This is a genomic window from Erwinia sp. 198 (genome assembly GCF_003937915.1).
Taxonomy (GTDB): domain Bacteria; phylum Pseudomonadota; class Gammaproteobacteria; order Enterobacterales; family Enterobacteriaceae; genus Erwinia; species Erwinia aeris.
Genome location: NZ_RHUM01000004.1, coordinates 17,052 through 37,882 on the forward strand (window position 1 = coordinate 17,052; position 20,831 = coordinate 37,882).

General features: G+C 56.7%; 24 protein-coding genes. 14 read left to right on the forward strand and 10 right to left on the reverse strand.

Annotation, left to right across the window (positions count from 1 at the left end):
* Positions 1–142: 142 nt before the first annotated feature.
* The 6 genes from EGK14_RS06855 to EGK14_RS06880 all read right to left on the reverse strand — a co-directional run bounded on the left by EGK14_RS06855 (position 143) and on the right by EGK14_RS06880 (position 5,912).
* On the reverse strand, positions 143–805 hold the full coding sequence (locus EGK14_RS06855) for an ABC transporter ATP-binding protein (protein WP_125288623.1): 663 nt from the start codon (positions 803–805) through the stop codon (positions 143–145).
* Positions 798–1,646, reverse strand: a complete 849-nt coding sequence (locus EGK14_RS06860; RefSeq protein WP_370256051.1) for an ABC transporter ATP-binding protein — start codon at positions 1,644–1,646, stop codon at positions 798–800. Before EGK14_RS06860 ends, EGK14_RS06855 begins: the two co-directional genes overlap by 8 nt.
* Positions 1,636–2,496 (reverse strand): ABC transporter permease, encoded by an 861-nt coding sequence (locus EGK14_RS06865; RefSeq protein WP_125288351.1) that lies wholly within the window; start codon positions 2,494–2,496, stop codon positions 1,636–1,638. The genes EGK14_RS06860 and EGK14_RS06865 overlap by 11 nt, the downstream gene beginning before the upstream one ends.
* A complete protein-coding gene (locus EGK14_RS06870) occupies positions 2,493–3,545 on the reverse strand; it encodes an ABC transporter permease (RefSeq protein ID WP_125288352.1) in 1,053 nt (350 codons plus the stop codon). The genes EGK14_RS06865 and EGK14_RS06870 overlap by 4 nt, the downstream gene beginning before the upstream one ends.
* Positions 3,545–5,110: an ABC transporter substrate-binding protein gene (locus tag EGK14_RS06875; protein ID WP_125288353.1), complete on the reverse strand. Its 1,566-nt coding sequence runs from the start codon at positions 5,108–5,110 to the stop codon at positions 3,545–3,547. Before EGK14_RS06875 ends, EGK14_RS06870 begins: the two co-directional genes overlap by 1 nt.
* Before the next feature lie 133 nt (positions 5,111–5,243).
* A complete protein-coding gene (locus tag EGK14_RS06880; protein WP_125288354.1) occupies positions 5,244–5,912 on the reverse strand; it encodes a CPBP family intramembrane glutamic endopeptidase in 669 nt (222 codons plus the stop codon).
* A 222-nt stretch (positions 5,913–6,134) separates the two neighbouring features.
* Between EGK14_RS06880 and EGK14_RS06885 the strand changes: the two genes are divergently transcribed.
* On the forward strand, positions 6,135–8,732 hold the full coding sequence (locus tag EGK14_RS06885; RefSeq protein WP_125288355.1) for an EAL domain-containing protein: 2,598 nt from the start codon (positions 6,135–6,137) through the stop codon (positions 8,730–8,732).
* A gap of 273 nt (positions 8,733–9,005) precedes the next feature.
* Positions 9,006–9,302 carry an I78 family peptidase inhibitor gene (locus EGK14_RS06890; RefSeq protein ID WP_125288356.1) on the forward strand — a complete coding sequence of 99 codons (297 nt, stop codon included), beginning with the start codon at positions 9,006–9,008 and terminating at the stop codon, positions 9,300–9,302.
* Here EGK14_RS06890 and EGK14_RS06895 read toward each other — a convergent pair.
* Both EGK14_RS06895 and EGK14_RS06900 read right to left on the reverse strand, forming a co-directional pair.
* Positions 9,299–9,805 (reverse strand): redoxin domain-containing protein, encoded by a 507-nt coding sequence (locus EGK14_RS06895; protein ID WP_125288357.1) that lies wholly within the window; start codon positions 9,803–9,805, stop codon positions 9,299–9,301. The genes EGK14_RS06890 and EGK14_RS06895 overlap by 4 nt on opposite strands.
* Positions 9,806–10,156: 351 nt before the next feature.
* Positions 10,157–10,411, reverse strand: coding sequence for a biofilm development regulator YmgB/AriR family protein (locus EGK14_RS06900; protein WP_125288358.1), 255 nt, complete (start codon positions 10,409–10,411; stop codon positions 10,157–10,159).
* A 111-nt stretch (positions 10,412–10,522) separates the two neighbouring features.
* Between EGK14_RS06900 and EGK14_RS06905 the strand changes: the two genes are divergently transcribed.
* From EGK14_RS06905 to EGK14_RS06920, 5 genes are all read left to right on the forward strand, one after another.
* On the forward strand, positions 10,523–10,783 hold the full coding sequence (locus tag EGK14_RS06905) for a hypothetical protein (RefSeq protein ID WP_125288359.1): 261 nt from the start codon (positions 10,523–10,525) through the stop codon (positions 10,781–10,783).
* 132 nt (positions 10,784–10,915) lie between these two features.
* Positions 10,916–11,128 (forward strand): RNA chaperone/antiterminator CspA, encoded by a 213-nt coding sequence (gene cspA, locus EGK14_RS06910; RefSeq protein ID WP_125288360.1) that lies wholly within the window; start codon positions 10,916–10,918, stop codon positions 11,126–11,128.
* A 451-nt stretch (positions 11,129–11,579) separates the two neighbouring features.
* Complete coding sequence (locus EGK14_RS06915) at positions 11,580–12,782, forward strand: multidrug efflux MFS transporter (protein ID WP_125288624.1); 1,203 nt, start codon at positions 11,580–11,582, stop codon at positions 12,780–12,782.
* 324 nt (positions 12,783–13,106) lie between these two features.
* Positions 13,107–13,256 (forward strand): hypothetical protein, encoded by a 150-nt coding sequence (locus tag EGK14_RS21570; protein WP_233598457.1) that lies wholly within the window; start codon positions 13,107–13,109, stop codon positions 13,254–13,256.
* Positions 13,257–13,492: 236 nt separating this feature from the next.
* On the forward strand, positions 13,493–15,022 hold the full coding sequence (locus EGK14_RS06920) for an FAD-dependent oxidoreductase (protein WP_125288361.1): 1,530 nt from the start codon (positions 13,493–13,495) through the stop codon (positions 15,020–15,022).
* Positions 15,023–15,062: 40 nt separating this feature from the next.
* On the opposite strand, the gene proC is transcribed toward EGK14_RS06920, so the two are convergent.
* Entirely contained in the window at positions 15,063–15,872 is an 810-nt protein-coding gene (gene proC, locus EGK14_RS06925) for a pyrroline-5-carboxylate reductase (RefSeq protein WP_125288362.1), read from the reverse strand.
* A 98-nt stretch (positions 15,873–15,970) separates the two neighbouring features.
* Between proC and EGK14_RS06930 the strand changes: the two genes are divergently transcribed.
* The 3 genes from EGK14_RS06930 (at position 15,971) to EGK14_RS06940 (ending at position 17,474) form a co-directional block, all read left to right on the forward strand.
* Positions 15,971–16,489 carry a hypothetical protein gene (locus EGK14_RS06930; protein ID WP_125288363.1) on the forward strand — a complete coding sequence of 173 codons (519 nt, stop codon included), beginning with the start codon at positions 15,971–15,973 and terminating at the stop codon, positions 16,487–16,489.
* A gap of 9 nt (positions 16,490–16,498) precedes the next feature.
* A complete protein-coding gene (locus tag EGK14_RS06935; RefSeq protein WP_125288364.1) occupies positions 16,499–16,942 on the forward strand; it encodes a DUF421 domain-containing protein in 444 nt (147 codons plus the stop codon).
* 79 nt (positions 16,943–17,021) lie between these two features.
* Positions 17,022–17,474: a YaiI/YqxD family protein gene (locus EGK14_RS06940; RefSeq protein WP_125288365.1), complete on the forward strand. Its 453-nt coding sequence runs from the start codon at positions 17,022–17,024 to the stop codon at positions 17,472–17,474.
* 94 nt (positions 17,475–17,568) lie between these two features.
* Here EGK14_RS06940 and EGK14_RS06945 read toward each other — a convergent pair whose 3' ends face one another.
* Entirely contained in the window at positions 17,569–18,261 is a 693-nt protein-coding gene (locus EGK14_RS06945; protein ID WP_125288366.1) for a DUF2076 domain-containing protein, read from the reverse strand.
* A 298-nt stretch (positions 18,262–18,559) separates the two neighbouring features.
* Here EGK14_RS06945 and aroL point away from each other — a divergent pair, with 298 nt between their 5' ends.
* From aroL to ppnP, 4 genes are all read left to right on the forward strand, one after another.
* Positions 18,560–19,084, forward strand: coding sequence for a shikimate kinase AroL (gene aroL, locus EGK14_RS06950; protein ID WP_125288367.1), 525 nt, complete (start codon positions 18,560–18,562; stop codon positions 19,082–19,084).
* A gap of 129 nt (positions 19,085–19,213) precedes the next feature.
* The gene (locus EGK14_RS06955) at positions 19,214–19,405 is read left to right on the forward strand and encodes a YaiA family protein (RefSeq protein ID WP_125288368.1); all 192 of its coding nucleotides are present in this window, start codon (positions 19,214–19,216) and stop codon (positions 19,403–19,405) included.
* Between the two features lie 382 nt (positions 19,406–19,787).
* Positions 19,788–20,495 carry an AroM family protein gene (locus EGK14_RS06960; protein WP_125288369.1) on the forward strand — a complete coding sequence of 236 codons (708 nt, stop codon included), beginning with the start codon at positions 19,788–19,790 and terminating at the stop codon, positions 20,493–20,495.
* Between the two features lie 44 nt (positions 20,496–20,539).
* Complete coding sequence (gene ppnP / locus EGK14_RS06965) at positions 20,540–20,830, forward strand: pyrimidine/purine nucleoside phosphorylase (RefSeq protein WP_125288370.1); 291 nt, start codon at positions 20,540–20,542, stop codon at positions 20,828–20,830.
* Position 20,831 lies beyond the last annotated feature (1 nt).

Below are 20,831 nucleotides of genomic sequence, written 5' to 3' on the forward strand. Positions count from 1 at the left end.
CGGCATATCCTGAAGAGGGAGATATCAGGACTATAGGCGGAAAAAAGCGGCGGGGAAATGCGTATTCCGGCAAGGGTTAGCAGTTTAAGACATTAGCCAGATCAAGCGCTTATGGCTGAACACCGCGTTCAGCCATCGCCCATTATTTAATGTAGCCGCGCTCCATTCTCACCGCACGGTCGCACATATGATCGATCACGTCCGGATCGTGGCTGACCAGCACCATCGTCAGGTTATCCTGCTGCTTCAGATTGTTCAGCAGGTTGAGGATTTCGGCCTGCACCGACATATCCAGCGCGGAGGTCGGCTCGTCCAGCAGCAGAATTTTCGGCTCCAGCAGCAGCGCGCGCACGATAGCAACGCGCTGACGCTGGCCGCCGGAAAGCTGATGCGGATAGCGATCGGCCAGCGCCGGATCCAGCCCGACATGGCGGAATCCCTGCTCGATACGGTCATCGATATCGCGCACCTTCAGCAGCTTCAGCGGCTCCGCCAGCGTGCGCTTCAGACGATGGCGCGGATGCAGCGAAGCATAGGGATCCTGGAACACCATCTGCACGTCCCGACGCAGCTGCCCGGTAAAGGGTTTGCCGGACGTCGCCTGATGTCCGGCCAGCGTCATCGCGCCCTGCCAGTTTGGATTCAGACCGGCCATCACCCACAGCAGCGACGATTTGCCGCAGCCGGAGGGCCCGACCAGGCCGAAGCATTCGCCCGCCGCAACCTGAAGCGACACGTCATGCACCACGGTGCGCTGTTCATAGCCCTGGCGATGCGCGACGCTGAGGTTCTGTAAATCAATCATGCTCACGGTAAGCCTCCAGCGCGGCGCGATCCAGCGTCGGCAGCGGTTTGCCCTGCGTGGCTTTACTCGGGCGACACGACCACAGCGTGCGGGTATAGGGGTGCGTGGCCTGCGGCAGATTAGCGGCCGGCAGGGTATCCAGAATGTTGCCCTGATACATCACCATCACGCGCTCGCAGTGTTCGGAAACCTGCTGTAAATCGTGGCTGATCAGCAGCAGGCCCATATTCCGTTGTTCCACCAGACGGCGGATTAACGCCAGCACCTGATCGCGCATGGCATGATCCAGCGCGGAAGTCGGCTCGTCGGCAATCAGAAACTGCGGGTCGGCAATCAGCGCAATCGCCAGCATCACGCGCTGGCCCATGCCGCCGGAAAGCTGATGGGGATAACGCTGCATCAGCTGCGCGGGCTGCGGCAGGCCTACCGCATCCAGCATCTCGCAGACTTTCTCTTTGATTTCGGCGCGGCTGAGGCGGGCGTGCAGCTTCAGCGGCTCCGCCACCTGCCAGCCAATGGTGCGCATCGGATTCAGGGCATATTTCGGATCCTGCATCACCATCGCCAGCCTGCTGCCGCGCAGCTGGCTCCAGCGGTTTTCGCTCAGCGTCAGCGCGTTTTCGCCCGCTACGCTAAGGGTGGAAGCCTGTAAATGCAGGGCAGGAGAGAGCAGGCCCATCAGGCTGCGCGCGGTCAACGACTTGCCGGAGCCGGATTCGCCCACCAGCGCCACGCGCTCGCGGCCCAGCGTAAAGCTGATGTTTTTGACCAGCGCCACACCGGCAGCGCTGCTTATTGTCAGGTTGTCCGCCACAACCAGCGGCATAGAGTCAGTTGGCATTTCGGGTATCCAGTCGGTCACGCAGGCCATCGCCCGTCAGATTAAAGGCCAGGCTGGCGAACAGGATCGCGCCGCCCGGCGCGGCGGCTACCCACCACTGGTCAAAGATGACCTTGCTGCCTTCGGCGACCATCGATCCCCATTCCGCCGTCGGCGGCTGCACGCCCATGCCCAAAAAACCGAGGCCGGCGGCAGAAAGGATAATGCCGCCCAGGCTCAGCGCGGCGCGCACCACGGCGCTGGGCAGGCAGAGCGGCAGAATATGGCCGAACATCAGGCGCAGGCCGTTGATACCCTGCATTCTGGCGGCGGCCAGATAGTCGCTGCGGCGCAGCGCCAGCGTTTCGGCTCGCGCCTGACGAGCGAAAGGCGGCCAGCTGGTTAACGCCAGCGCCAGCGCACCGTTAAGCAGGCCCGGGCCGAGCATGGCCACCAGCGCCAGCGCGATCACCAGATTCGGCAGCGACAGGAAAATATCGGTAATGCGCATCAGCACGCGCTCCGTCCAGCCGCCAAGGTAGCCTGCGCAGATGCCGACCAGCATCCCGACCGGGATAGTCAGCAGCAGGATCAGCGATACCAGCAGCAGCGTAGGGCGAGAGCCGTAAATCACGCGGGAAAGCAGATCGCGGCCAAAGCCGTCGGTGCCCAGCCAGTGCGCGGAAGACGGCGGCAACAGGCGCGCCGAGATAATCTGCGCGTTGGGATCGAAAGGCGCTAATAGCGGCGCAAACAGCGCGGCCAGCAGCAGGATAGCCACCAGCGTGCCGCCGATAGCCAGCGACGTGACGCGTGGTCGAGGGCGTCGGCGCGGGGCGGCGGGTTCAAGATCGGTAAGATTTTGCGTCATCGGGTTCTCGGATCGGTGAGATAAGTTAACGCATCCGCCAGCCCGTTCAGCAGAATAAAGCAGCCGCCGATCAGCAGCGTAGAGCCGAGGATGGCTGGCGTATCGGACGCAAACAGGGCGGTGGTCATATAGCGGCCCACGCCGGGCCAGGCAAAGACGGTTTCGGTCAGCACCGAGCCTTCCAGCAGCGTGGCGTAAGAAAGCGCCAGTACGGTGATGAGGGTGCCGCGCACGTTAGGAAAAACGTGCAGCAACAGAATGCGGCCACGGCTGGCGCCTTTTGCCCGCGCCAGCGTCACGTACTCTTTACTGCTCTCTTCCAGCAGCGCCGCGCGCAGCAGACGGGTAATGCCCGCCATCGCCAGCAGGCCCAGCACCACGACCGGCAGCCACAGATGGGCAACCGCATTGCGGAACATCTCGGGATCGCCGGAAAGCCAGCTGTCGATCAGCACCAGGCCGGTTTTAGGCTCCAGCGTATAGATCCAGATATCGTCCAGGCGACCCGGCCCGGCTGACCAGTGCAGCACGGCGTAAAACAGCAGCAGGCCGAGCAGGCCCAGCCAGAACACCGGAACGGAATAGCCCAGCAGCGAAATCAGACGCGCCAGGTTATCCACCAGGCTGCCCGGTTTCCACGCGGCGACCAGCGCCAGCACGATGCCGAAAAAGGCGCCGAAAATCATGGCGCAGGTAGCCAGCTCGATGGTGGCTGGAAAAGTGCGTAGCAGATCGCTGGCGACGGGAGAATTGGTCAGGCGTGAAATCCCTAAATCGCCGTGCGCCAGATGCGTCAGATAATGCCAGAACTGCATCAGCAGCGGCTGATCCAGGCCCAGCTCGCTTCTTACCTGCGCGTAGGTTGATTCGCTGGCGTGATCGCCGGCAATCTGCAAAACAGGATCGACCGGCGACAGATGCGAAAGCGTAAAGGTGAAGGCGAGCAGGCCGAGCAGCGTTACCGTCAGCGAGACCAGGCCGGTCGCCAGGCGGCCGCCGCGCAGCCAGAACAGCCGGGCAGACCCGGCTTCAGCGGTAAAACGCGCCATTACTTACTGACCTGGCTGTAGTAGACCATATCCGGGTTGATGCCCTGCACGTAGCCTTTGAGATTGGCGCGCAGCGCAATCAGGTTGCGAGCCTGTAAGCCAATCACGTAAGGCGAATTTTTCTGCACTTCGCGCTGCATGTTTTCATACAGTTTGATGCGCTTTTCCTTGTCGCTTTCCGCCGTGGCCGCCAGCGTCTGCTTGTTCAGCTCGGGAATATGCCAGTTAGAGCGCCATGCCAGCGTTTTACTGCCGTCTTCCGGGTTGTAGGCGAAGGCGGAGGCGTTAGTGTTAGGATCGAAATAATCCGCTCCCCAGGCGTTTAGCGTGGCCTCATACTGATGGGCTTTGACGGCGGTCGCCACTTCGGTACTGATACCAGGGAGTAGCTGAACCTTGACGCCGCCGCGCGCAAAGCTGGCCTGCAACGCCTGAGCGATATCCAGGTAAGGCGGCTGGTTGCTGACGCTCAGCTTGAAGCTGACGTTTTTCAGTCCCGCTTTCGCCAGAATCGCCTTAGCTTTATCCGGATCGAAAGTGTAAGGATTGTCGTTCAGCGCGCCCAGGAAGCCCTGCGGCAGAAACGACTGATGCACCTGGAACTGGCCTTTCAGCAGATCGTCCGCGATGCCTTTATAATCGAACAGGTAGCGGGAAGCTTCCCAAAACGCCGGGTTTTTCAGCGCCGGGCTGGCGTCGATATTAAACTGCATGTAATACAGCGAGGCCATCGGCACCGCCATCGGCTTCACGTCCGTTTTGCCCTTGAGCGACGCCATCTGATCGGCGCCCAGGTTGCGGGCGATATCCGCATCGCCCTGTTCCAGCAGCAGGCGGCGCGCAGCCGGTTCCGGCACGTTTTTGATCAGCACGTTTTTCAGTTTTGGCGCACCCGCTGGCGAAGAAGCGTTAGCGGAAAGCAGCAGCACCTCATGCGGAATATATTTGCGGATCTGATAAGGGCCGCTGCCTGCCGAGTGCGCGATCAGCCAGCTGTTGCCGAAATCATTTTTTTGCGCATTAGCCATCGCCACTTTTTCATCCACGATGGAGGAAACCGGCGCGGCAAGCAGGCTCAGCACATAGGTCGGGCTGACGTCAGCCGTCCAGCTAATCTGCACGTGGCTGTCGTCGATCTTTTTCAGATGCGAGTCCACGTTTTCTTTGGTCCAGCCCAGCTGGGTCAGGATGAAAGAGGGGTCAAGGTTTAGCTTGACCACGCGTCCCAGAGAGAAGATCACATCTTCCGGGCGCAGCGGGTTACCGGAGGAGAATTTTGCGCCGTCGCGAAGGGTAAAAGTCAGGCTGCGGTTATCGCTGCCCGGCTGCCAGGCGCTGGCCAGCGTTGGCTGCAGATCGACGGGGTTTTGCGGGTCCGGCTGTACCAGACGCTGATAGAGATTGGTAAACGCCTGTACCGAGGTCAGCTCAAAGCCCTGCGCGGGATCGAAGCTGTTGGCGTCATCAATAGACTGCGCGATAACCAGCGTATCCGACGGCGTAGCGGCCTGTGCCGCAAAAGAACCTGCCAGCGCGACGGCAATGGCGGGAAGCAGAAGTTTCATGACGTTTCCTTACCCTGTTTTAATTTGTTGGCGAGTGTAGATTACCTGCTTACCGGATAAATAGTAGATTATCGGCTATCGATATGCGAATTGGTTATAAGCAAAACCTATTGGTTATAAACACTAACCATTGCTACCGCAGGAAGGTGGCCCACAGCCAGGGCGCGACGCCGATAAAGTTATTCAGCATATGCAGCACGACGGGCAGCTTCAGGCCGCCGGAATAAAAGCGGGCCAGGCAGAGCAGCAAAGAAAGCGCCGTGAGCGCCAGGAGCGTTTGCAGATGAACATACTGGGTGTGGAGTCCGGCAAAAATCAGCGAAGTGAGTAGCGCACAGGCCAGCCGCTGTCCCGGCACCATCGTTAACAGTGCCTGCAGTAAAAATCCCCGGAAAACAATCTCTTCCGCTACGGGCGCCAGGATCACCACCGCCAGCGAAAAGGCCAGCGTGCGCCAGGCTTCGATCTGTTCGTCGCCGTTTAGCTGCGTGGCGGTCCAGCTTTCCGGCTGTAAATAAAAAGACTGGGAAAAAATCAGGGTAAGCAGCAGCAGGCCGAACAGGAGCAGCGGGCGGAGCCGCAACGCGCCTGACGGCACGCCGTCATGATACCGGTTATACCAGCGCCAGAGCGGCACCAGCACGCTAAATTCCAGCAGGCAGAGCACCGGCATCAGCACGCCGTTTTCCGTTAAAAAAGCATGAAGCGGCGTGATGCCGATTAGGAGCGTTATACCGTACCAAATCAGGCAAATCCCCGTACAGAGCAGGGTTTCAGTCGCTTTATCCGTTTCTTTATTCATTAGCATGGGCGTGGGAAGCGTATCAGCCGATGGTAGCAAGGGCGAAGGGGAGTGTCGAGGCGGCAGAATTAGTGCGCGCTGCATCTAAATTGTTCTGCCTCCAGGCCGATAGTGCATTAACGATCGCGTCTGGAAGGGAAAAAGGACCTGCGATTTTCAGATAGCAGTCAGGGCGGGCAAACGGGAGACGTTTGTCTGCCCGCAGGATAAGGTTCGGAGTAAATGAATTTTCCCCCCATGCTTAGTCCCCAGGTGCCCTACGGCCAGAAATCCACCTTCTTTACCCGACGAATAGCCTTATCGCTTATTTTGTTGATGAGCGGCGTGACGCTGCTCGCCATGCTTATGGTGGTCGGTATCGCCTGGCGTCAGAACGAAGAGGCCGTTAAGCAGGAAAGTTTTTTACTGCATAACGCCTGGCAGGATGCTCGTCACGAGTTGATGACCAATATCCGCGATTATGCCTTTTGGGGTGAAGCCTGGAACCATTTACATCTGACGATGGATAAGGCCTGGGCATTTGAGCAGCAAAACCTGGGGCCGGGTTTATACAGCGAATTCCATTATGACGGCGTCTTTGTGGTCGACGGCGAAGGGCGCACCACCTATTCGGTGATTAACGGCCAGCTGGACGATCTCCAGCTGGAAAGCTGGCTGGGTATTCAGACCGCGCCGCTTATTGCCAGGGCACGTCTGCTGGCAAAGGAAGAGGGCGCGACCTCGCTGAATATGCTTATCGGTTCTACGCCGGCTATCGTAGCCGCTGCGCCGATCACCACAGGAAGAGTGCTGGGGTTGAAAGCCCGCTCGGGGCCGCCTTCGGTCATGGTGTTTGTCAGCCGCTACACGCCGGAAAAGCTGGCGCAGTTCGGCCGGACGGTGGGCGTGATGAATGCTCGCGTGCCGGGCAACGCGCAGGATACCGCTACCGAGCCTTTTTTGCTGGAGGCGGTATTCGACGGGATGCCGGTGGTGATCCGCTGGGATTCGCAGCAGCCGGGGCGGGCGCTGCTGCTGCTGCTGTTACCTGTGCTGCTGCTGGCAGTGGTGATGCTGACATTGGTGACGCGGCGCGTTATCAGGCATGCGATGTACAACGCCAGGCTTTGCGACGAGCGTTTTTTACAGCTGATCCACAGTCAGCAAGAGCTGGCCGTTAGCGAGGCTCGCTTTCGCGACGTGGCCGAAACCGCGTCTGACTGGATTTGGGAAACCAACGCCGAAGGCGTGCTGATCTACCTTTCCCGGCGCTTTACCGTCGCCACGGGCTTCGCGGTGGACAAGCTGCTGGATAAATCGATCGACGCGATCCTGCAGCACGATACGCAGCCGGTTTCCGAATGGTTGTTTCAGCAACGGCAGGGTGGGCATCGCCATACCCTGCGCTGCTATTCGATATCGGCCAGCGGCGAAAAACGTATCTGTAGCCTGGTGGCTAACGCTGTAGAAACGGACGGGCAGATTAGCGGCTATCGCGGCACGGTTTCCGACATTACTCAGGAAATCGAGTCTCAGGCGCGCATTCACTATCTGTCACAGCACGACGCGCTGACCGGGCTGCCAAACCGGCTCTATATGAGCGAGTTTTTGCTGAGCAGGCTACAGGCTCAGCCCACGGCGGAAAAACCGCTGGTGTTGATCAGTCTCGATCTCGATCATTTTAAGCCGATCAATGACACATGGGGCCATGCAGCGGGCGACAGCGTGCTGAATGAGGTTTCACACCGGTTGCGCAGCGTACTCAAAGCCGGCGATCTGGTGTCACGGCAGGGCGGCGACGAATTTATTATTATCGTTTCCGATCTGAACGGCGAACATGAGATCGACGCTTGTTGCCAGGCGCTGCTGGACGAGGTTTGCCGACCTTTCCAGCTGGGACAGCAGGAAATTTTTATCGGCGCGAGCATGGGGATTGCGCTGGCGCCTGACGATGCGATGCAGGCTGACGAACTGCTGCGGCTGGCGGATATTGCGCTTTATGAGTCGAAGCGGGAAGGGCGAAATCGTTGGACATGGTACAGCGCGGAAATGGCCGAACAGCTGGTGCTGCGTCGCGAGATGGAGCGCAATTTGCGTAAGGCTATCGCCGGAAACGAACTGAAGCTCTTTTACCAGCCGCGCTTTTGTCTGAGAAACACGCGGCTGGACGGCGCGGAAGCGCTGATCCGCTGGGAGCATCCGAGCCAGGGCCTGATTATGCCGGATAGATTTATTTCGCTGGCGGAAGAGACCGGGCTGATTATTGATATCAGCGACTGGGTGCTGCGTCGGGCCTGCCACGATGCGCTGGGCTGGCCGGAGCCGATGTACGTTTCGGTGAATATTTCGCCGGTGGAGTTTCGTAGCGGCAATCTGGCGCAGCGCGTAGCCAGCGCGCTGGCCGCCAGCGGTCTGGCAGCGCACCGGCTTGAACTGGAGATTACTGAAAACATTACTCTTGAAAATCCGCAAAGCGCGCTGGAAGTGATGCAGTCGCTCAAAGCGCTGGGCGTAAAGCTGACGGTGGATGATTTTGGTGCGGGCCATGCTTCGTTGGGCTATCTGAAAATGTTTCCGTTTGACGGCATGAAGATGGATCGATCCTATATGTGCGATTTCCCACACTCTCCGCAGGCGCTGTCGATTGTTGAAGGCATTATCGGGCTGGGCAAAGCTTTCTCGCTGACGGTAACGGCGGAAGGCATTGAAACGCAGGAGCAGTTGCAGGAGCTTCAGGCTATCGCCTGTCAGGAAGGGCAGGGCTACTATTTGGGTCGACCGATGCCGCTGGATCGCTTCAGGCAGCTGCTGGACGCGCCCTGCGACATTGTCCGCGGCTGAATAGCAACAGCCCGCTTTAAGCGGGCTGTTGATTAACGGACTTTCACCGCGACCAGCGTCATCATGGCCGCAATCAGCATGAACACTATCAGATCCATGAGTCGCTCCTTTGTTGAGATAATTCCTAAATTATAGCGGATTTTTCTGATTAAAATAAAAGCAATCCGTGCCATTTTCTGCTGGAATCGCTGCGCGAAAAGGCCGCATTTTTGCACCCTGGCGCTTATCTGCTACCCTTGCGACGACAAAAAAAGCAAGCTGAGGAGAAAAATCATGATCGGTAAGAAAACACTGGCCGCGTTCGCGGCGGCGATTCTGCTGGCGGGTTGTCAGTCGGGCGAGCAGTCCAGCGCGGCGTCCGGCCCGACGGATCCAGAGCTGGATCGCTGCGGCGCTTCCGACTACCAGCAGTACGTTGGTAAACCGCTTTCCGCCATTGACGGACTCCGCTTTGAACACCCGGCCCGTGCGGTGCCATGGAACGCAGCGGTTACCATGGATTTTAATCTTAACCGTTTGAATTTTATGGGCGACAGCCAGAATAAAATCACGCGCGTCTACTGCGGCTAATACCACTTATTCACCCACCAATGGCGCAGCCGAATACCGGTGGCGCTGGTCCAGCCGGTGGTGCTTTGCACCACCTTGCTTTTCTTCACGATTAACAGCGTTGGCATCACGTTTGTCTGCCAGCGTGCGGCTATAGCGCCGGTGGGATCGTTAATAACCGGCAGGGTAAGATGTTGACCGTTCAACAGACGGACGATCTGAATATCGCTGCCGGCATGTTGCACAATGGCCAGTACGCTATAGCCGCTGTTGCTCAGGTTAACGATATCGCGGGTGGTATAACGACAAACGCTACAGTCTCCACTCCAGAAGTAAATCAGCAGCGGTTTTTTTGCGCTTAGCTCGGCAATAGTCATCGTCCGGCCATCAATGGTATGGAAAATCTGTTGGGCAAAATCTTCTGGTGGTTTCGGTGCACGCAGCCAGTCCATCAGCCATAACACAAAAGCAATCGCCAGCAATAATGAAGAAATTGCCCGCAAGCCCTGTCTGATATTAGCCATGAGCTTGCCCCGCCGCGCGCGCCCGGGTCAGATAAGCGCAATAAGTCGTCGTAAAGCCTGTAAGCATGTCCCTTTACCTGAGTAGAAGCAACGGATCCGACCGTTGCTAATAAAGTGAAGTCCGTTCACTTTATCATTTGAAATGTCAGTCTCTTTCACGATACGAAAGGTTATCTGATTGTCATACGCCTGCAACAGGCGCGCTGTAGTTTACGCTATTAACAAAGGTGGAATTTTGATCTCGCCACAGACAGCTACGCCCGTTTGCTTCCCGCCTCGTGCGGGTTTTTTTTGGGGCGGGCATTAGCAGAAAAAGAATAAGACAAGCGCACTGCCGCCGCTTCAGAGGCGTTACCGGTCAGGGCGTTTTTCTTCCAGTAGCTGGGTCAGCAAGTTGCGATAGCCCTGCAGCCGGGTTTCGTCTATCTCGCCCTCCAGCCTGGCGATAACGGTAGCGATAATCGCTTTGCTGGTGGTTGGTCTGCCGTTACGCATCAGTTCGGTCATGATGGCTGCCAGCAGCTCGCTCTCTTTCGGCGCGTTGAAGGCGGGGCTATTAAAATATTCGGTAATTTCCCGGCCTGCGCCGTTAGCGTGATAAACCATGGTAAACCTCCTGCAAAGCGCCATCGACAGCCCGGCAATGAGATCGGGAAAGGCTTAACGGGCTAATTTATCAAACCGAATAAATTGCCGCTTAGCCTGGAAAATAACCAGATGGGGGTTTTTATTATTCTGGATGGGCCTGGCGGAATGTCCAGCGCCGCCGCAATATTTTTTTGTCGTTATGCCTTAGCAAAAGGCGTTGCGGGTGAGGTTTTAACTGAACGCGACGCAAAGACGAAAATTATCTCTATAAAAATCATCCAATTGACATTAAATTACTTTTTTTTAGTCATCAAGGCTTGTGCCGCAGCGCTGGTTATGAGTAAATGCACCGTCGGTTTTGAAACAGACAACGTATGCGAGCAATTTTAGTAAAGCAGTTTTCAGTTAAAGCGTTATCTCAGATATCTCTTCTTCCTGACTTCCTTCTTGAGTGCCCCATAAGTCTACCCTGTTGACAAACCTCGTGCCTTAACGGCTTTATACTTATTGAAGGAAAGACAAATGTCTAATAAAATGACTGGTTTAGTAAAATGGTTCAACGCTGAGAAAGGTTTCGGCTTTATCTCTCCAACTGACGGCAGCAAAGACGTGTTCGTACACTTCTCTGCAATCCAGAACCAGGGTTTCAAAACTCTGGAAGAAGGTCAGAAAGTTGAATTCTCTATCGAAAACGGCCAGAAAGGCCCGGCAGCTGCTAACGTAACTGCGCTGTAATTCGAGAGAAATTTCTGCCGCGACCTCGTCGGGCAGAAAAACAAAAACCCGCCTTATGGCGGGTTTTTTGCGTTTTACACCCTGCTCGCCGCCTGATACTGCTGTCTGTCTTCTGAGTTTATTTTTTGGCTTCTGTTTCTGGCCTGTGACTTCTTGCCCATTTCCGCCTTGTGTCATCCTCTGTTGTCTCCGTTTGCTGTATGGCCATGCGGCCTTTTGCGCTTTTACCTTTCCTGTGTTTTCTGCTCTCTTGCTTTGCCGTTATCCAGACTTTGTTACTTACCGCTTTGCTATTTATCGCCGGTGAGCGCGTATTGCGGACAGGGTCTCCTCGCGAAAACAACCGCTTATCAACCCTGCCGATGACCTTTAACGATGCCTGACCGTTTTGGCGTTCGGGCAGGGAGTTGTTACACTCATGGCTCGCATTCTCCTGCAGAGCATAAAAAACATGGAATCCTGGAAGGTTAACCTTATTTCGGTCTGGTTCGGCTGCCTGTTTACCGGCCTTGCTATCAGCCAGATTATTCCTTTTCTGCCGCTCTACGTGGAGCAGTTGGGCGTCACCGATCCCAGCGCGCTGACGCTGTGGTCAGGATTAATCTTCAGCATCACCTTTATGGTTTCGGCCATCGTCTCGCCGATGTGGGGCAGCCTTGCCGATCGTAAAGGGCGCAAGCTGATGCTGCTGCGCGCTTCGCTGGGCATGGGAATAGTCATCTTTTTACAGGCTTTTGTGACCAATGTCTGGCAGCTGCTGCTGTTACGGGCGTTGATGGGGCTGACCTCAGGCTATATTCCCAACGCCATGGCGCTGGTCGCCTCACAGGTGCCGCGCGAGCGCAGCGGCTGGGCGTTAAGCATGGTTTCCACCGCGCAAATCTGCGGCGTAATTATGGGGCCGCTGCTGGGCGGCTTTCTGGCCGACTGGGTCGGGCTGCGCGCCGTATTTTTTATTACCTCCTGCCTGCTGCTGACCAGCTTTATGATCACGCTGTTTCTGATCAAGGAAACCGGGCATCGTAAAATCAGCAAAGCAGAAAAGCTCAGCGGCACCATGGTTTTTCGTTCGCTGAGTCATCCCGGATTAATCATTAGCCTGTTTATCACCACGCTGGTTATCCAGCTTTGCAACGGCTCTGTTAGTCCGATCCTGACGCTGTTTGTACGTCAGCTGGAGCCGAACGTAGAAAATATTGCCTTTATCAGCGGGGTAGTGGCGGCCATCCCCGGCGTATCGGCGCTCTTTTCCGCGCCCCGGCTGGGCAAGCTGGGCGACCGCATCGGTGCACAGCGCATTTTGTTTGCCGCGTTAATGCTGACAATAGTGCTGTTTCTCGCCATGTCATGGGCAGGCAGCGCCTTGCAGCTCGGTGCGCTGCGTTTTCTGCTGGGTTTTGCCGAAGGCGCCATGATGCCGGCGGTGCAAACGCTGCTGCTGCGCTACTCCAGCGACCGCATTACCGGACGGATTTTTGGCTATAACCAGTCTTTTATGTATCTGGGTAACGTGGTCGGGCCGCTGATTGGCTCAGGCGTTTCCGCCATTGGCGGTTTCCGCTGGGTATTTACCGCCACGGCGATCGTGGTACTGATTAATACCGTACAGCTGATGCTGGTCTGGCGGCGCAGAAAAGCGGGTGCGGCGGCCTGATCACACCTCGTTTGCGGCTTTAAGCATCATGGCGTCGTCGCGGCCCGGTAAAAAAACAAAGTCGCCCTCAGGCTGCAAAGCGCCGGCGGCGATCTTCCGACCGTTTTGTCCAATCTGCCAGCGCAGCGCTGTGTTATCGGTTCCGCCCGCTGCAAATCCACCGCGCTTTTCCGGCGGCTTTTAAGGTTTTTCGCGCTTTCCCGCAAGGAAAGCGTTAAGCGTGGTTACGCCGGGTAAAAACAGGGGCTAACAGGATTTTTCTGCATTGTCGGCCCGTGCGGCGACGCTTACTATCAGCGCCATTGTTACCACGAGGAAAGAGCAATGAGTCGTTTGATTAAGGCAGTAAGTGTGGTCGCGCTGGTAACAGCATTAAGCGGGTGTCTGTTCCCGCCGCCGGGCGGTGGTGGCGGTCACGGAGGCTGGGGCGGTGGCGGCCCACGCGGCGGTTTCTCCCAGGGACCGGACCGCTAATAAATGACGGGCCGGCGTGATATGCGCCGGCCCGTTTTTCATCAGTATGCTTCTTTCCATCTCTTGCCAACAGCATGGCCTGCCCTTTAACCGGCATAAAATTTAATTAATATAAATAACAATAAGTTATACCAATTTGCGCGTGCGATGTTTCGCTTTAAGATGGCCGAACTCCCTGTTAATGCCAGGCTTATCAAGTCTGATAATACAAAAGCATAACAAGAAAGGAGCCTGTCGTGAGCTATCAAAACGCTATCGTCCTGCAGGATTTACCGCAGCTGAAACCGGTCAGGGTGCCCATTGGCGAGCAGGAGATCCTGCTGATTCGGCAAGATAATGAAATCAAAGCCTACCAGGCCAAATGTCCGCATTCCGGCGCGCCGCTGGAGCAGGGCGCTATCCGCGACGGCTATCTGGTTTGTCCCTGGCATAAGGCCAATTTCGATATCAGCGACGGCAGTCTGTGCGAGCCGCTGGCGCTAAGCGATCTGCAACGTTATCCGGTCAGGGTCGAGAACGGCATGGTGCAGGTGGATCCCGAAGCGCTTCCTCCGCTGTATCAATTCGCAGAAGAAGAAGACGAGCCGGTTTTCGCGATCCTGGGCAGCGGCGCGGCAGGCGCGGCGGCGGCCTGGACGCTGCGTCGGGAAGGCTTTAAGGGAAGGCTGGTGCTGGTCGATCGCGAAAAGCAGGCGCCCTACGATCGCACCGTGCTGAGCAAATTCGTGCCGTCCGGCAATATGGCGATTGATGAAGTGCCGCCTCTGCTGGATGATGATTTCTGGCACTATGCCGAACGTAAGCATGGCGATGTGGAACAGCTGGACAGCCGCGAGCAGCTGCTGCGCTTTGCTGATGGCACCACTCTGCATTATGACCGGCTGCTGATCGCCACCGGCGGGATCCCGCAGCGGCCCGCTTTCAGCGGCAAGGCGCTGTTCGGCGTACACGTGCTGCGCAGCCTTGAACAGGCGGCGACGCTGTTGCAGGAGGTGGATGAAAGCAGTCAGCTGGTGATTGTCGGCAACAGTTTTATCAGCATGGAGCTGGCTTCTGCGCTAAGAGCAAAAAAAGTGCAGGTGCAGGTTATCGCGCCCGATGCGCTGCCGTTTAAAAAGCAGTTCGGCGAGCAAATAGCGCGCTATTTTCGGGAGCTGCACGAAGACAACGGCGTGGAGTTTATCGAAGGCGAAGTGGCCGCGCTGCAGGGCGAGGCAGGCCACGTCAGCGGCGTCGAGCTTAAAAACGGTCGCGTGGTGCCCGCCACTGCCGTGCTGCTGGCAACGGGCGTCGCGCCCGGCACCGGGTTTATTCACGATCTGCCGCTGAACGATGACGGCAGCCTGACGGCCAGCGAGGAGCTGGAAATCGCCACCAACGTCTGGAGCGCGGGCGATATCGCCACCTGGCCCGCCGCTTCCGGCCCAATGCGTATCGAACACTGGCGCGTGGCGCAGCAGCAGGGCCGGGTGGCAGCGAAGAACATGCTGGGTCGTGGCGAGAAGTTCGATCGCGTGCCCTTTTTCTGGACGGCGCAGTTTGGTACGCGCTACGAGTATCTGGGGCATGCCAAAGAGTGGGACGACTTTCGGCTGTTTGGTTCGCTGAAGGAAAAAACCTTTGTGGCGCTCTATGGGCAAAGAGGGCAGCTGGCCGCGGTCGCCTCCTGCGGGCTGTATACCTTTACCGCCGATCTTGTGCGTCGGATGCAGCAGCCGATGACCATGGCCGAAGGCGCGGCGCTGGCGCAAAAAGCGCTGGGGTGAATACGCATTCAGCCCCTCCGTCACGAGGGGCTGAAGTCGGTCAATCTTTACTCATCCTTTCCGACTTGTTCATGCACTGCTGCATCGCTTCCATTACCGCCGCACGAAATCCTTTCTCCTCCAGCACTTTTACCGCTTCGATCGTGGTGCCGCCTGGCGAGCAGACCATATCCTTTAGCTCACCAGGATGCTTGCCGGTTTCCAGCACCATCTGCGCCGAGCCTTTTACCGCCTGCGCCGCAAACTGATAGGCCTGCGCTCTTGGCATCCCGCCGAGCACCGCCGCGTCGGCCATCGCCTCGATAAACATAAAAACGTAGGCCGGCGCAGAGCCGCTGACGCCGACCACGGCGTGGATTTGATATTCCGGCACCAGCGCCGCCTTGCCGAAGCTGTTAAAAATCGCCACGATTTCGTCCGCTTCTTCTTTAGTCACCAGCACGTTCGGCGTCACGGAGGTCATGCCCTCATTGACCAGCGCTGGCGTATTGGGCATTACGCGTACCAGTTTGCGATCGTGTCCCAGCGCCTGCGCCAGAGAATCAAGCGTGACGCCAGCCGCGATGGAAACCACCAGGGTATCCTTGTTCAGGCAGCCGGAAATGTCCTTGAGTACGTTAAGAATAACGTTGGGCTTCACCGCGCCGAATAAAATATCGGCCTGTTTCGCGACTTCCTCTGCGCTGGTGCCCGGTGTAATGCCGTACTGTTCATGCATCGCCTGGTTCGTTTCGGGCTTGCGATCGTAAACCCAGATGTCTTCTGCCTTGACCTGACCGGCGGCAACCAGGCCACCAATAATAGCTTTCGACATATTACCGCAGCCGATAAACCCGATTTTTTTCGTCATCCTTCTGCCTCTTTTTGTCTTTTCATTCCGTTCAGCTTACGTCATTACCCGGCTTAATTCAGCTTCGGCTACGCTTAAGCGACAACCAGGAGCCGCAGATGAATCTGAAGAAACAAGATGAAATGGACAGCCGCTGCTATCCGGTTCAGGAGCATATGCGCCTGCAGCGGATTGAATGGCGGATACAGCGTATTGGCTATCTTTTTCTGTTTGCCATCGTGATGCTGGGCGCCTGCGGGCTTTTCTCAAAAGGGGTGCTGAGCAACAAACAGGTGAAGTCGGCGGACGGCGCCCTGCAGGTGGAATACGAGCGTTTCGGGCGGCTGGCGAGCGATATGTCGATGACTATCCGCATCAGGCCGCAGCAGAACGGTGACTTCAGGCTGGTGCTCAACGGCGAGGAAATGGACAACTTTCAAATTCAGTCGCTTCAGCCGCAGCCGCAGCAGGCGTTCAGCCGAGGCAATGCCCTTGAACTGCATTGGTCTTCTGCTCGCTATCGCGACGGCGCGACGGTGTGGATTGGCCTACAGGCGCAGAACCCGGGGCGCTATCCGGTTACCGTAACGCTGGACGATAAAACCAGCGTGCAGTTTACCCAGTGGATTTATCCTTAGGAGCCAATTATGGAAACCGTTTTGCGGGCTGCCAGCATGTATTTATTGCTGCTGGTAGTGTTGAAAATCGCCGGACGCCGCACGCTGATGGAGATGACCTCGTTTGATTTGATCCTGCTGCTGATCATCAGCGAGGCAACGCAGCAGGCGCTGCTGGGCAACGATTTTTCGGTCACCGGCGCGTCGCTGACGATTATCACCCTGGTGGTGGTCGACATCCTGTTCGGCATGTTGAAGGCGCGTTTTCCCCGGCTGGATATGCTGATTGACGGCACGGCGCTAATCCTGGTGGAAAACGGCATCCTGCTGCCGGAACGGGCCAGAAAAGCGGGCATCTCCGAAGAGGATATCCTGAATTCTGCCCGCAGCACCGCCGGGCTGGAGCGGCTGGATCAGATCAAATTCGCTATTCTGGAGAAGAACGGCAAGATCAGCATTATCCCGCAGCGATAAGATACGTGAATAACAGGTTGCCATTCCTGAAAAGCCAGGCAAGATCGCAGGCAGTGTTGTGTTGATAAAGGAAAGGGCGATGCCAGTCTGGGTAGATGCCGATGCATGTCCAAAGGTGATTAAAGAAGTGCTGTATCGTGCGGCGGAGCGCGAGCAGGTCATGGTGACGCTGGTAGCGAATCAGTCGCTGAGCGTGCCGCCCTCGCGTTTTTTACGCACGCTGCGAGTACCGGCAGGTTTTGACGTGGCGGATAATGAAATTGTTCAAAGGGCGCAACCCGGCGATCTGGTGATCACGGCGGATATTCCGCTGGCGGCGGAAGTGATGGAAAAAGGGGCGGTGGCGTTGAATCCGCGCGGCGAACGCTACAGCGAGGCGACGATAAAAGAGCGGCTGACCATGCGCGATTTTATGGACACAATGCGGGCGAGCGGTGTACAAACCGGCGGCCCGGCGACGCTGAACCAGCGTGACCGTCAGCAGTTCGCCAACGAGCTGGATAAATGGCTACAGGCGCAGCGCAGCAAATAGCAAAAGGCGGGGAACTCCCCGCCTTTCATTTATGCGGCCAGCCCGGACTTTATTCAGACAAAGCTGTTTGTCTGTGGGGGCAGCCGGACTTTATTCAGACAAAGCTGTCGTCGTCGTCAAACCCGCCGTTGTCGAAATCATTATCGTAGTCGCTGGCGTAATCCTGCGGCAGTCCGGCATCCTGATTCAGGAACGGCGCGTCGGTGCCGTTGTTAAACGTATCCAGATTATTGTCGAAACTTTCCTGCGGTAGCGCCGGTTCGTTAATAATGTTTACGATCTCTTCCGGCTGCGAGTGGTGGAACATGCTGGTCAACATGTCCGCCATCACTACGCCGCCCGCCACGCCAACCGCCGTCTGTAGCGCGCCGCCTAAAAAGCCGCGGCCAGCCGAAGGCGCTGCGGGCGCAGAATAGGGCTGCTGCGCGTTATTCCACGGCTGCTGCTGCTGCGCATTGCCCCAGGCCGACTGCTGCTGTGGCGCGCTGTAGGATTGCTGCTGCTGCTGACGGCCGCCGCCAAAAAGGCCGGAAAGAAAGCCACCGCTGCTCTGCTGCGGCTGGGCCGCCAGCTTCGCTTCTAATTCGCTCACCCTATTGTTCAGCTGTTTCAGGGCCGCCTCCTGGATCAGGATCGCCTGCGCCATGTAATAGGGCGCGCCCGGCTGCTGCTGAAGCTGCTGCTGGATCAGTTTCTCCGCGGCGGCATCACGCGGTCCGGACTGGGTTTCAGCCTGTTTCAGTCGGCCAAACAGGCTTTCAATTAACTTTTGTTCTTCGCTCTGCATAAGAGATCCTCATTAACGGGCTGTTCCCTTATTTTGGGGCAGAATCGGGGAAAGTAAACGGGGTTCGGGTAAGGAAATGTTGCCGGGCCTGCCGCCGGGTCAAAATGCGTGTAACGCAATATTTACATGCTATTTTTGTTTTATATCAAAAAGATGAATAGTTCAGCCCCGGCAGGTGGTGTAAAGAAAAAGTGACTGCTGGTGACGGACAAAAATTCTCGGTATGATGCCTGCCTCTCATTATTCACTGCCGGTTGCTGCTAAGCGGCCAGTAAACAAGGCTGAGGAATTTTTCGCCATGTCCTTACCCCTCTATCTTATCGGCGCGCGCGGCTGCGGAAAAACCACGGTTGGTCAGGCATTGGCGCTGGCGCTGGGCTACGCCTTCAGCGATACGGACAAACATCTGCAGCAGATCACCGGACTGACCGTCACCGAAATTGTTGCGGCTGAAGGGTGGCAGGGATTCCGGCAGCGCGAGTCGCTTTCTTTACAGGCGGTAACGGCCGATCGGACGGTTATTGCTACCGGCGGCGGCATGGTGCTGGCAGGGGAAAATCGGCAATTTATGCGCGAGCATGGCCAGGTTATCTATCTGAAAGCCGATGCCGCCGTGCTGGCCGCCAGGCTGGAAGCCTATCCGGAACAGGCGCAGCGCCCCACGCTGACGGGCCGTCCTGTCGCTGAGGAGATGGTCGAAGTGCTGGCCGCCCGTGATAAGCTTTATCATGAGGCGGCCCACTATATTATCGATGCCATGCAGCAACCTGAGGCCGTGGTGGAAGAAATTATTAGCGCGCTGGCGCTGGCTCGCGCCAGTTAAACATACGATTTTTCCCAAGTTGTGCAGAGCGGACAGAGAATTATCAGGCTTTGTCTATACTTGAAGTACGGAAGCTGGCCATGCGGTAAATCCCGGCCAGCTCGGTAACACTTTAAGGAGGGAAAAGATATGCCTGGCAGACCGCCCTATCCTCGTGAAGCGCATATTGTTCCGATAAAAAAAGGAACGGAAGAAAATTGTGTCACCTGGTACGAACTTCGTGCCGATCATCCTAAACCGGATACGCTAATCAGTGAGCACCAAAGCGAGCAGGAAGCCGTCGACGCTAAAGCTCGTTATGAAGATATCGAAAAAGAGTAACGTATGACGGCATGGACGCCGTAAAACACCGGGACACAGCAAAGCGTGGTTAAAATGTAAGCGCTACCAATTGTAATTCAGGCGAATCTTCTGCCAAAACGACCGCTGCTGTTGCGACAGCAAGCTGTTTGGTTCAAGCGAAAAATAATTTTGCGGCAGAAGACAAATTACCAACATAATTTGCTGTGTATTCATATTTATATCATGGGATGCGGGCTTGACCTGAAGCGACTGGCGTCATATTTTCGCTGCAAGTTTATAAGCCTGACGCTTCCATCGCCTTTAACTGGACAGACCATTGACCGAGATCTTCACCACTCCGCTTTCCCATCCAAATCCGTCTTCTTTTTCCGGAACTGATATCCTGTTTTCCGGAAGTTTTATGTCCGATGTGTTCAATGATGCAGAAAGCAACACCCATAAACTGGCTACCTTAACTTTAGGAAAGGCGCCCCGCAGAGATCTGCTGCCTCTGCTGCTGGAACACCTGCCTGAAGAGAATATCGCGCACTTCGGATTGCTTGACGGTCTTTCAGCGGCCGACATCGAACAGCGTTATGGGCCGGTAGCGGGCGAAAAGGTGACGATGACGCACATGGAGGATGGTTCTTTCGTCATTCTCTCTGCTGCCAGGGTCGAGGCATCCCTGCAAACGCTGATCGCCAGGCTGGAAGCGGAAGGGTTTGAAAATATTCTGGTTCTTTGCGCAGGCGAGTATAAAAACCTGAAGACGAGCAGCGCTGTTGTGCTGGATCCATACCGTATGCTGCCGCCGCTGGTTAACGCCATTACCGATGGTCATCAGGTCGGCGTCATGGTGGCGCGAAAAGAATATCTGGGCGAGCAGGCCTATAAGTGGCAAAGTCTGTCTTCAAGACCTCGCTTTGCCGTGGCCAACCCCTGGGTAAAACACGACGACGAACTGATTGACGCCGCGCTGCAGCTTCAGGAGCAGGGCGCCGATGTCGTGGTGCTGGACTGCCTGGGCTATCAGCAGCGCCATCGTGATTTCTTACAAAAACTGCTGGGTATCCCTGTACTGCTCTCCAACGTGCTGCTGGCCGGACTGGCCGCAGAGCTGGTAGCTTAACGATTACGGGCCGCCCGTTTTCATCTCTGATAAAGGATAGTGCCATGCTCAACGTCAGCGAGTACTTTGAAGGAAAAGTGAAATCGATCGGTTTTGACAGCGCCAGCACAGGGCGCGCCAGCGTCGGCGTGATGGCGGAAGGGGAGTATACTTTTGGCACCGGCGATCCGGAAGAGATGACCGTGGTCAGCGGCTCGCTTAAAGTGCTACTACCGGGCGAAACCGAATGGCGTCACTACGATCCGGGCCAGGTTTTCAACGTCCCGGGCCACAGCGAGTTTCACCTGCAGGTGGCCGAACCTTCTTCCTACCTTTGCCGTTACCTGAAAGCGTGAT

Coding starts and splice junctions, on each gene's coding strand:
- EGK14_RS06960 (WP_125288369.1), top strand. CDS start 19,788: ATGTCCGATGTGTTCAATGATGCAGAAAGCAACACCCATAAACTGGCT.
- EGK14_RS06870 (WP_125288352.1), bottom strand. CDS start 3,545: ATGGCGCGTTTTACCGCTGAAGCCGGGTCTGCCCGGCTGTTCTGGCTG.
- proC (WP_125288362.1), bottom strand. CDS start 15,872: ATGACGAAAAAAATCGGGTTTATCGGCTGCGGTAATATGTCGAAAGCT.
- EGK14_RS06945 (WP_125288366.1), bottom strand. CDS start 18,261: ATGCAGAGCGAAGAACAAAAGTTAATTGAAAGCCTGTTTGGCCGACTG.
- EGK14_RS06930 (WP_125288363.1), top strand. CDS start 15,971: ATGAATCTGAAGAAACAAGATGAAATGGACAGCCGCTGCTATCCGGTT.
- ppnP (WP_125288370.1), top strand. CDS start 20,540: ATGCTCAACGTCAGCGAGTACTTTGAAGGAAAAGTGAAATCGATCGGT.
- EGK14_RS06890 (WP_125288356.1), top strand. CDS start 9,006: ATGATCGGTAAGAAAACACTGGCCGCGTTCGCGGCGGCGATTCTGCTG.
- EGK14_RS06865 (WP_125288351.1), bottom strand. CDS start 2,496: ATGACGCAAAATCTTACCGATCTTGAACCCGCCGCCCCGCGCCGACGC.
- EGK14_RS06940 (WP_125288365.1), top strand. CDS start 17,022: ATGCCAGTCTGGGTAGATGCCGATGCATGTCCAAAGGTGATTAAAGAA.
- aroL (WP_125288367.1), top strand. CDS start 18,560: ATGTCCTTACCCCTCTATCTTATCGGCGCGCGCGGCTGCGGAAAAACC.
- EGK14_RS06900 (WP_125288358.1), bottom strand. CDS start 10,411: ATGGTTTATCACGCTAACGGCGCAGGCCGGGAAATTACCGAATATTTT.
- EGK14_RS06860 (WP_370256051.1), bottom strand. CDS start 1,646: ATGCCAACTGACTCTATGCCGCTGGTTGTGGCGGACAACCTGACAATA.
- EGK14_RS06885 (WP_125288355.1), top strand. CDS start 6,135: ATGAATTTTCCCCCCATGCTTAGTCCCCAGGTGCCCTACGGCCAGAAA.
- EGK14_RS06935 (WP_125288364.1), top strand. CDS start 16,499: ATGGAAACCGTTTTGCGGGCTGCCAGCATGTATTTATTGCTGCTGGTA.
- EGK14_RS06905 (WP_125288359.1), top strand. CDS start 10,523: ATGGGGGTTTTTATTATTCTGGATGGGCCTGGCGGAATGTCCAGCGCC.
- EGK14_RS06895 (WP_125288357.1), bottom strand. CDS start 9,805: ATGGCTAATATCAGACAGGGCTTGCGGGCAATTTCTTCATTATTGCTG.
- EGK14_RS06875 (WP_125288353.1), bottom strand. CDS start 5,110: ATGAAACTTCTGCTTCCCGCCATTGCCGTCGCGCTGGCAGGTTCTTTT.
- cspA (WP_125288360.1), top strand. CDS start 10,916: ATGTCTAATAAAATGACTGGTTTAGTAAAATGGTTCAACGCTGAGAAA.
- EGK14_RS06855 (WP_125288623.1), bottom strand. CDS start 805: ATGATTGATTTACAGAACCTCAGCGTCGCGCATCGCCAGGGCTATGAA.
- EGK14_RS06955 (WP_125288368.1), top strand. CDS start 19,214: ATGCCTGGCAGACCGCCCTATCCTCGTGAAGCGCATATTGTTCCGATA.
- EGK14_RS21570 (WP_233598457.1), top strand. CDS start 13,107: ATGAGTCGTTTGATTAAGGCAGTAAGTGTGGTCGCGCTGGTAACAGCA.
- EGK14_RS06880 (WP_125288354.1), bottom strand. CDS start 5,912: ATGAATAAAGAAACGGATAAAGCGACTGAAACCCTGCTCTGTACGGGG.
- EGK14_RS06915 (WP_125288624.1), top strand. CDS start 11,580: ATGGAATCCTGGAAGGTTAACCTTATTTCGGTCTGGTTCGGCTGCCTG.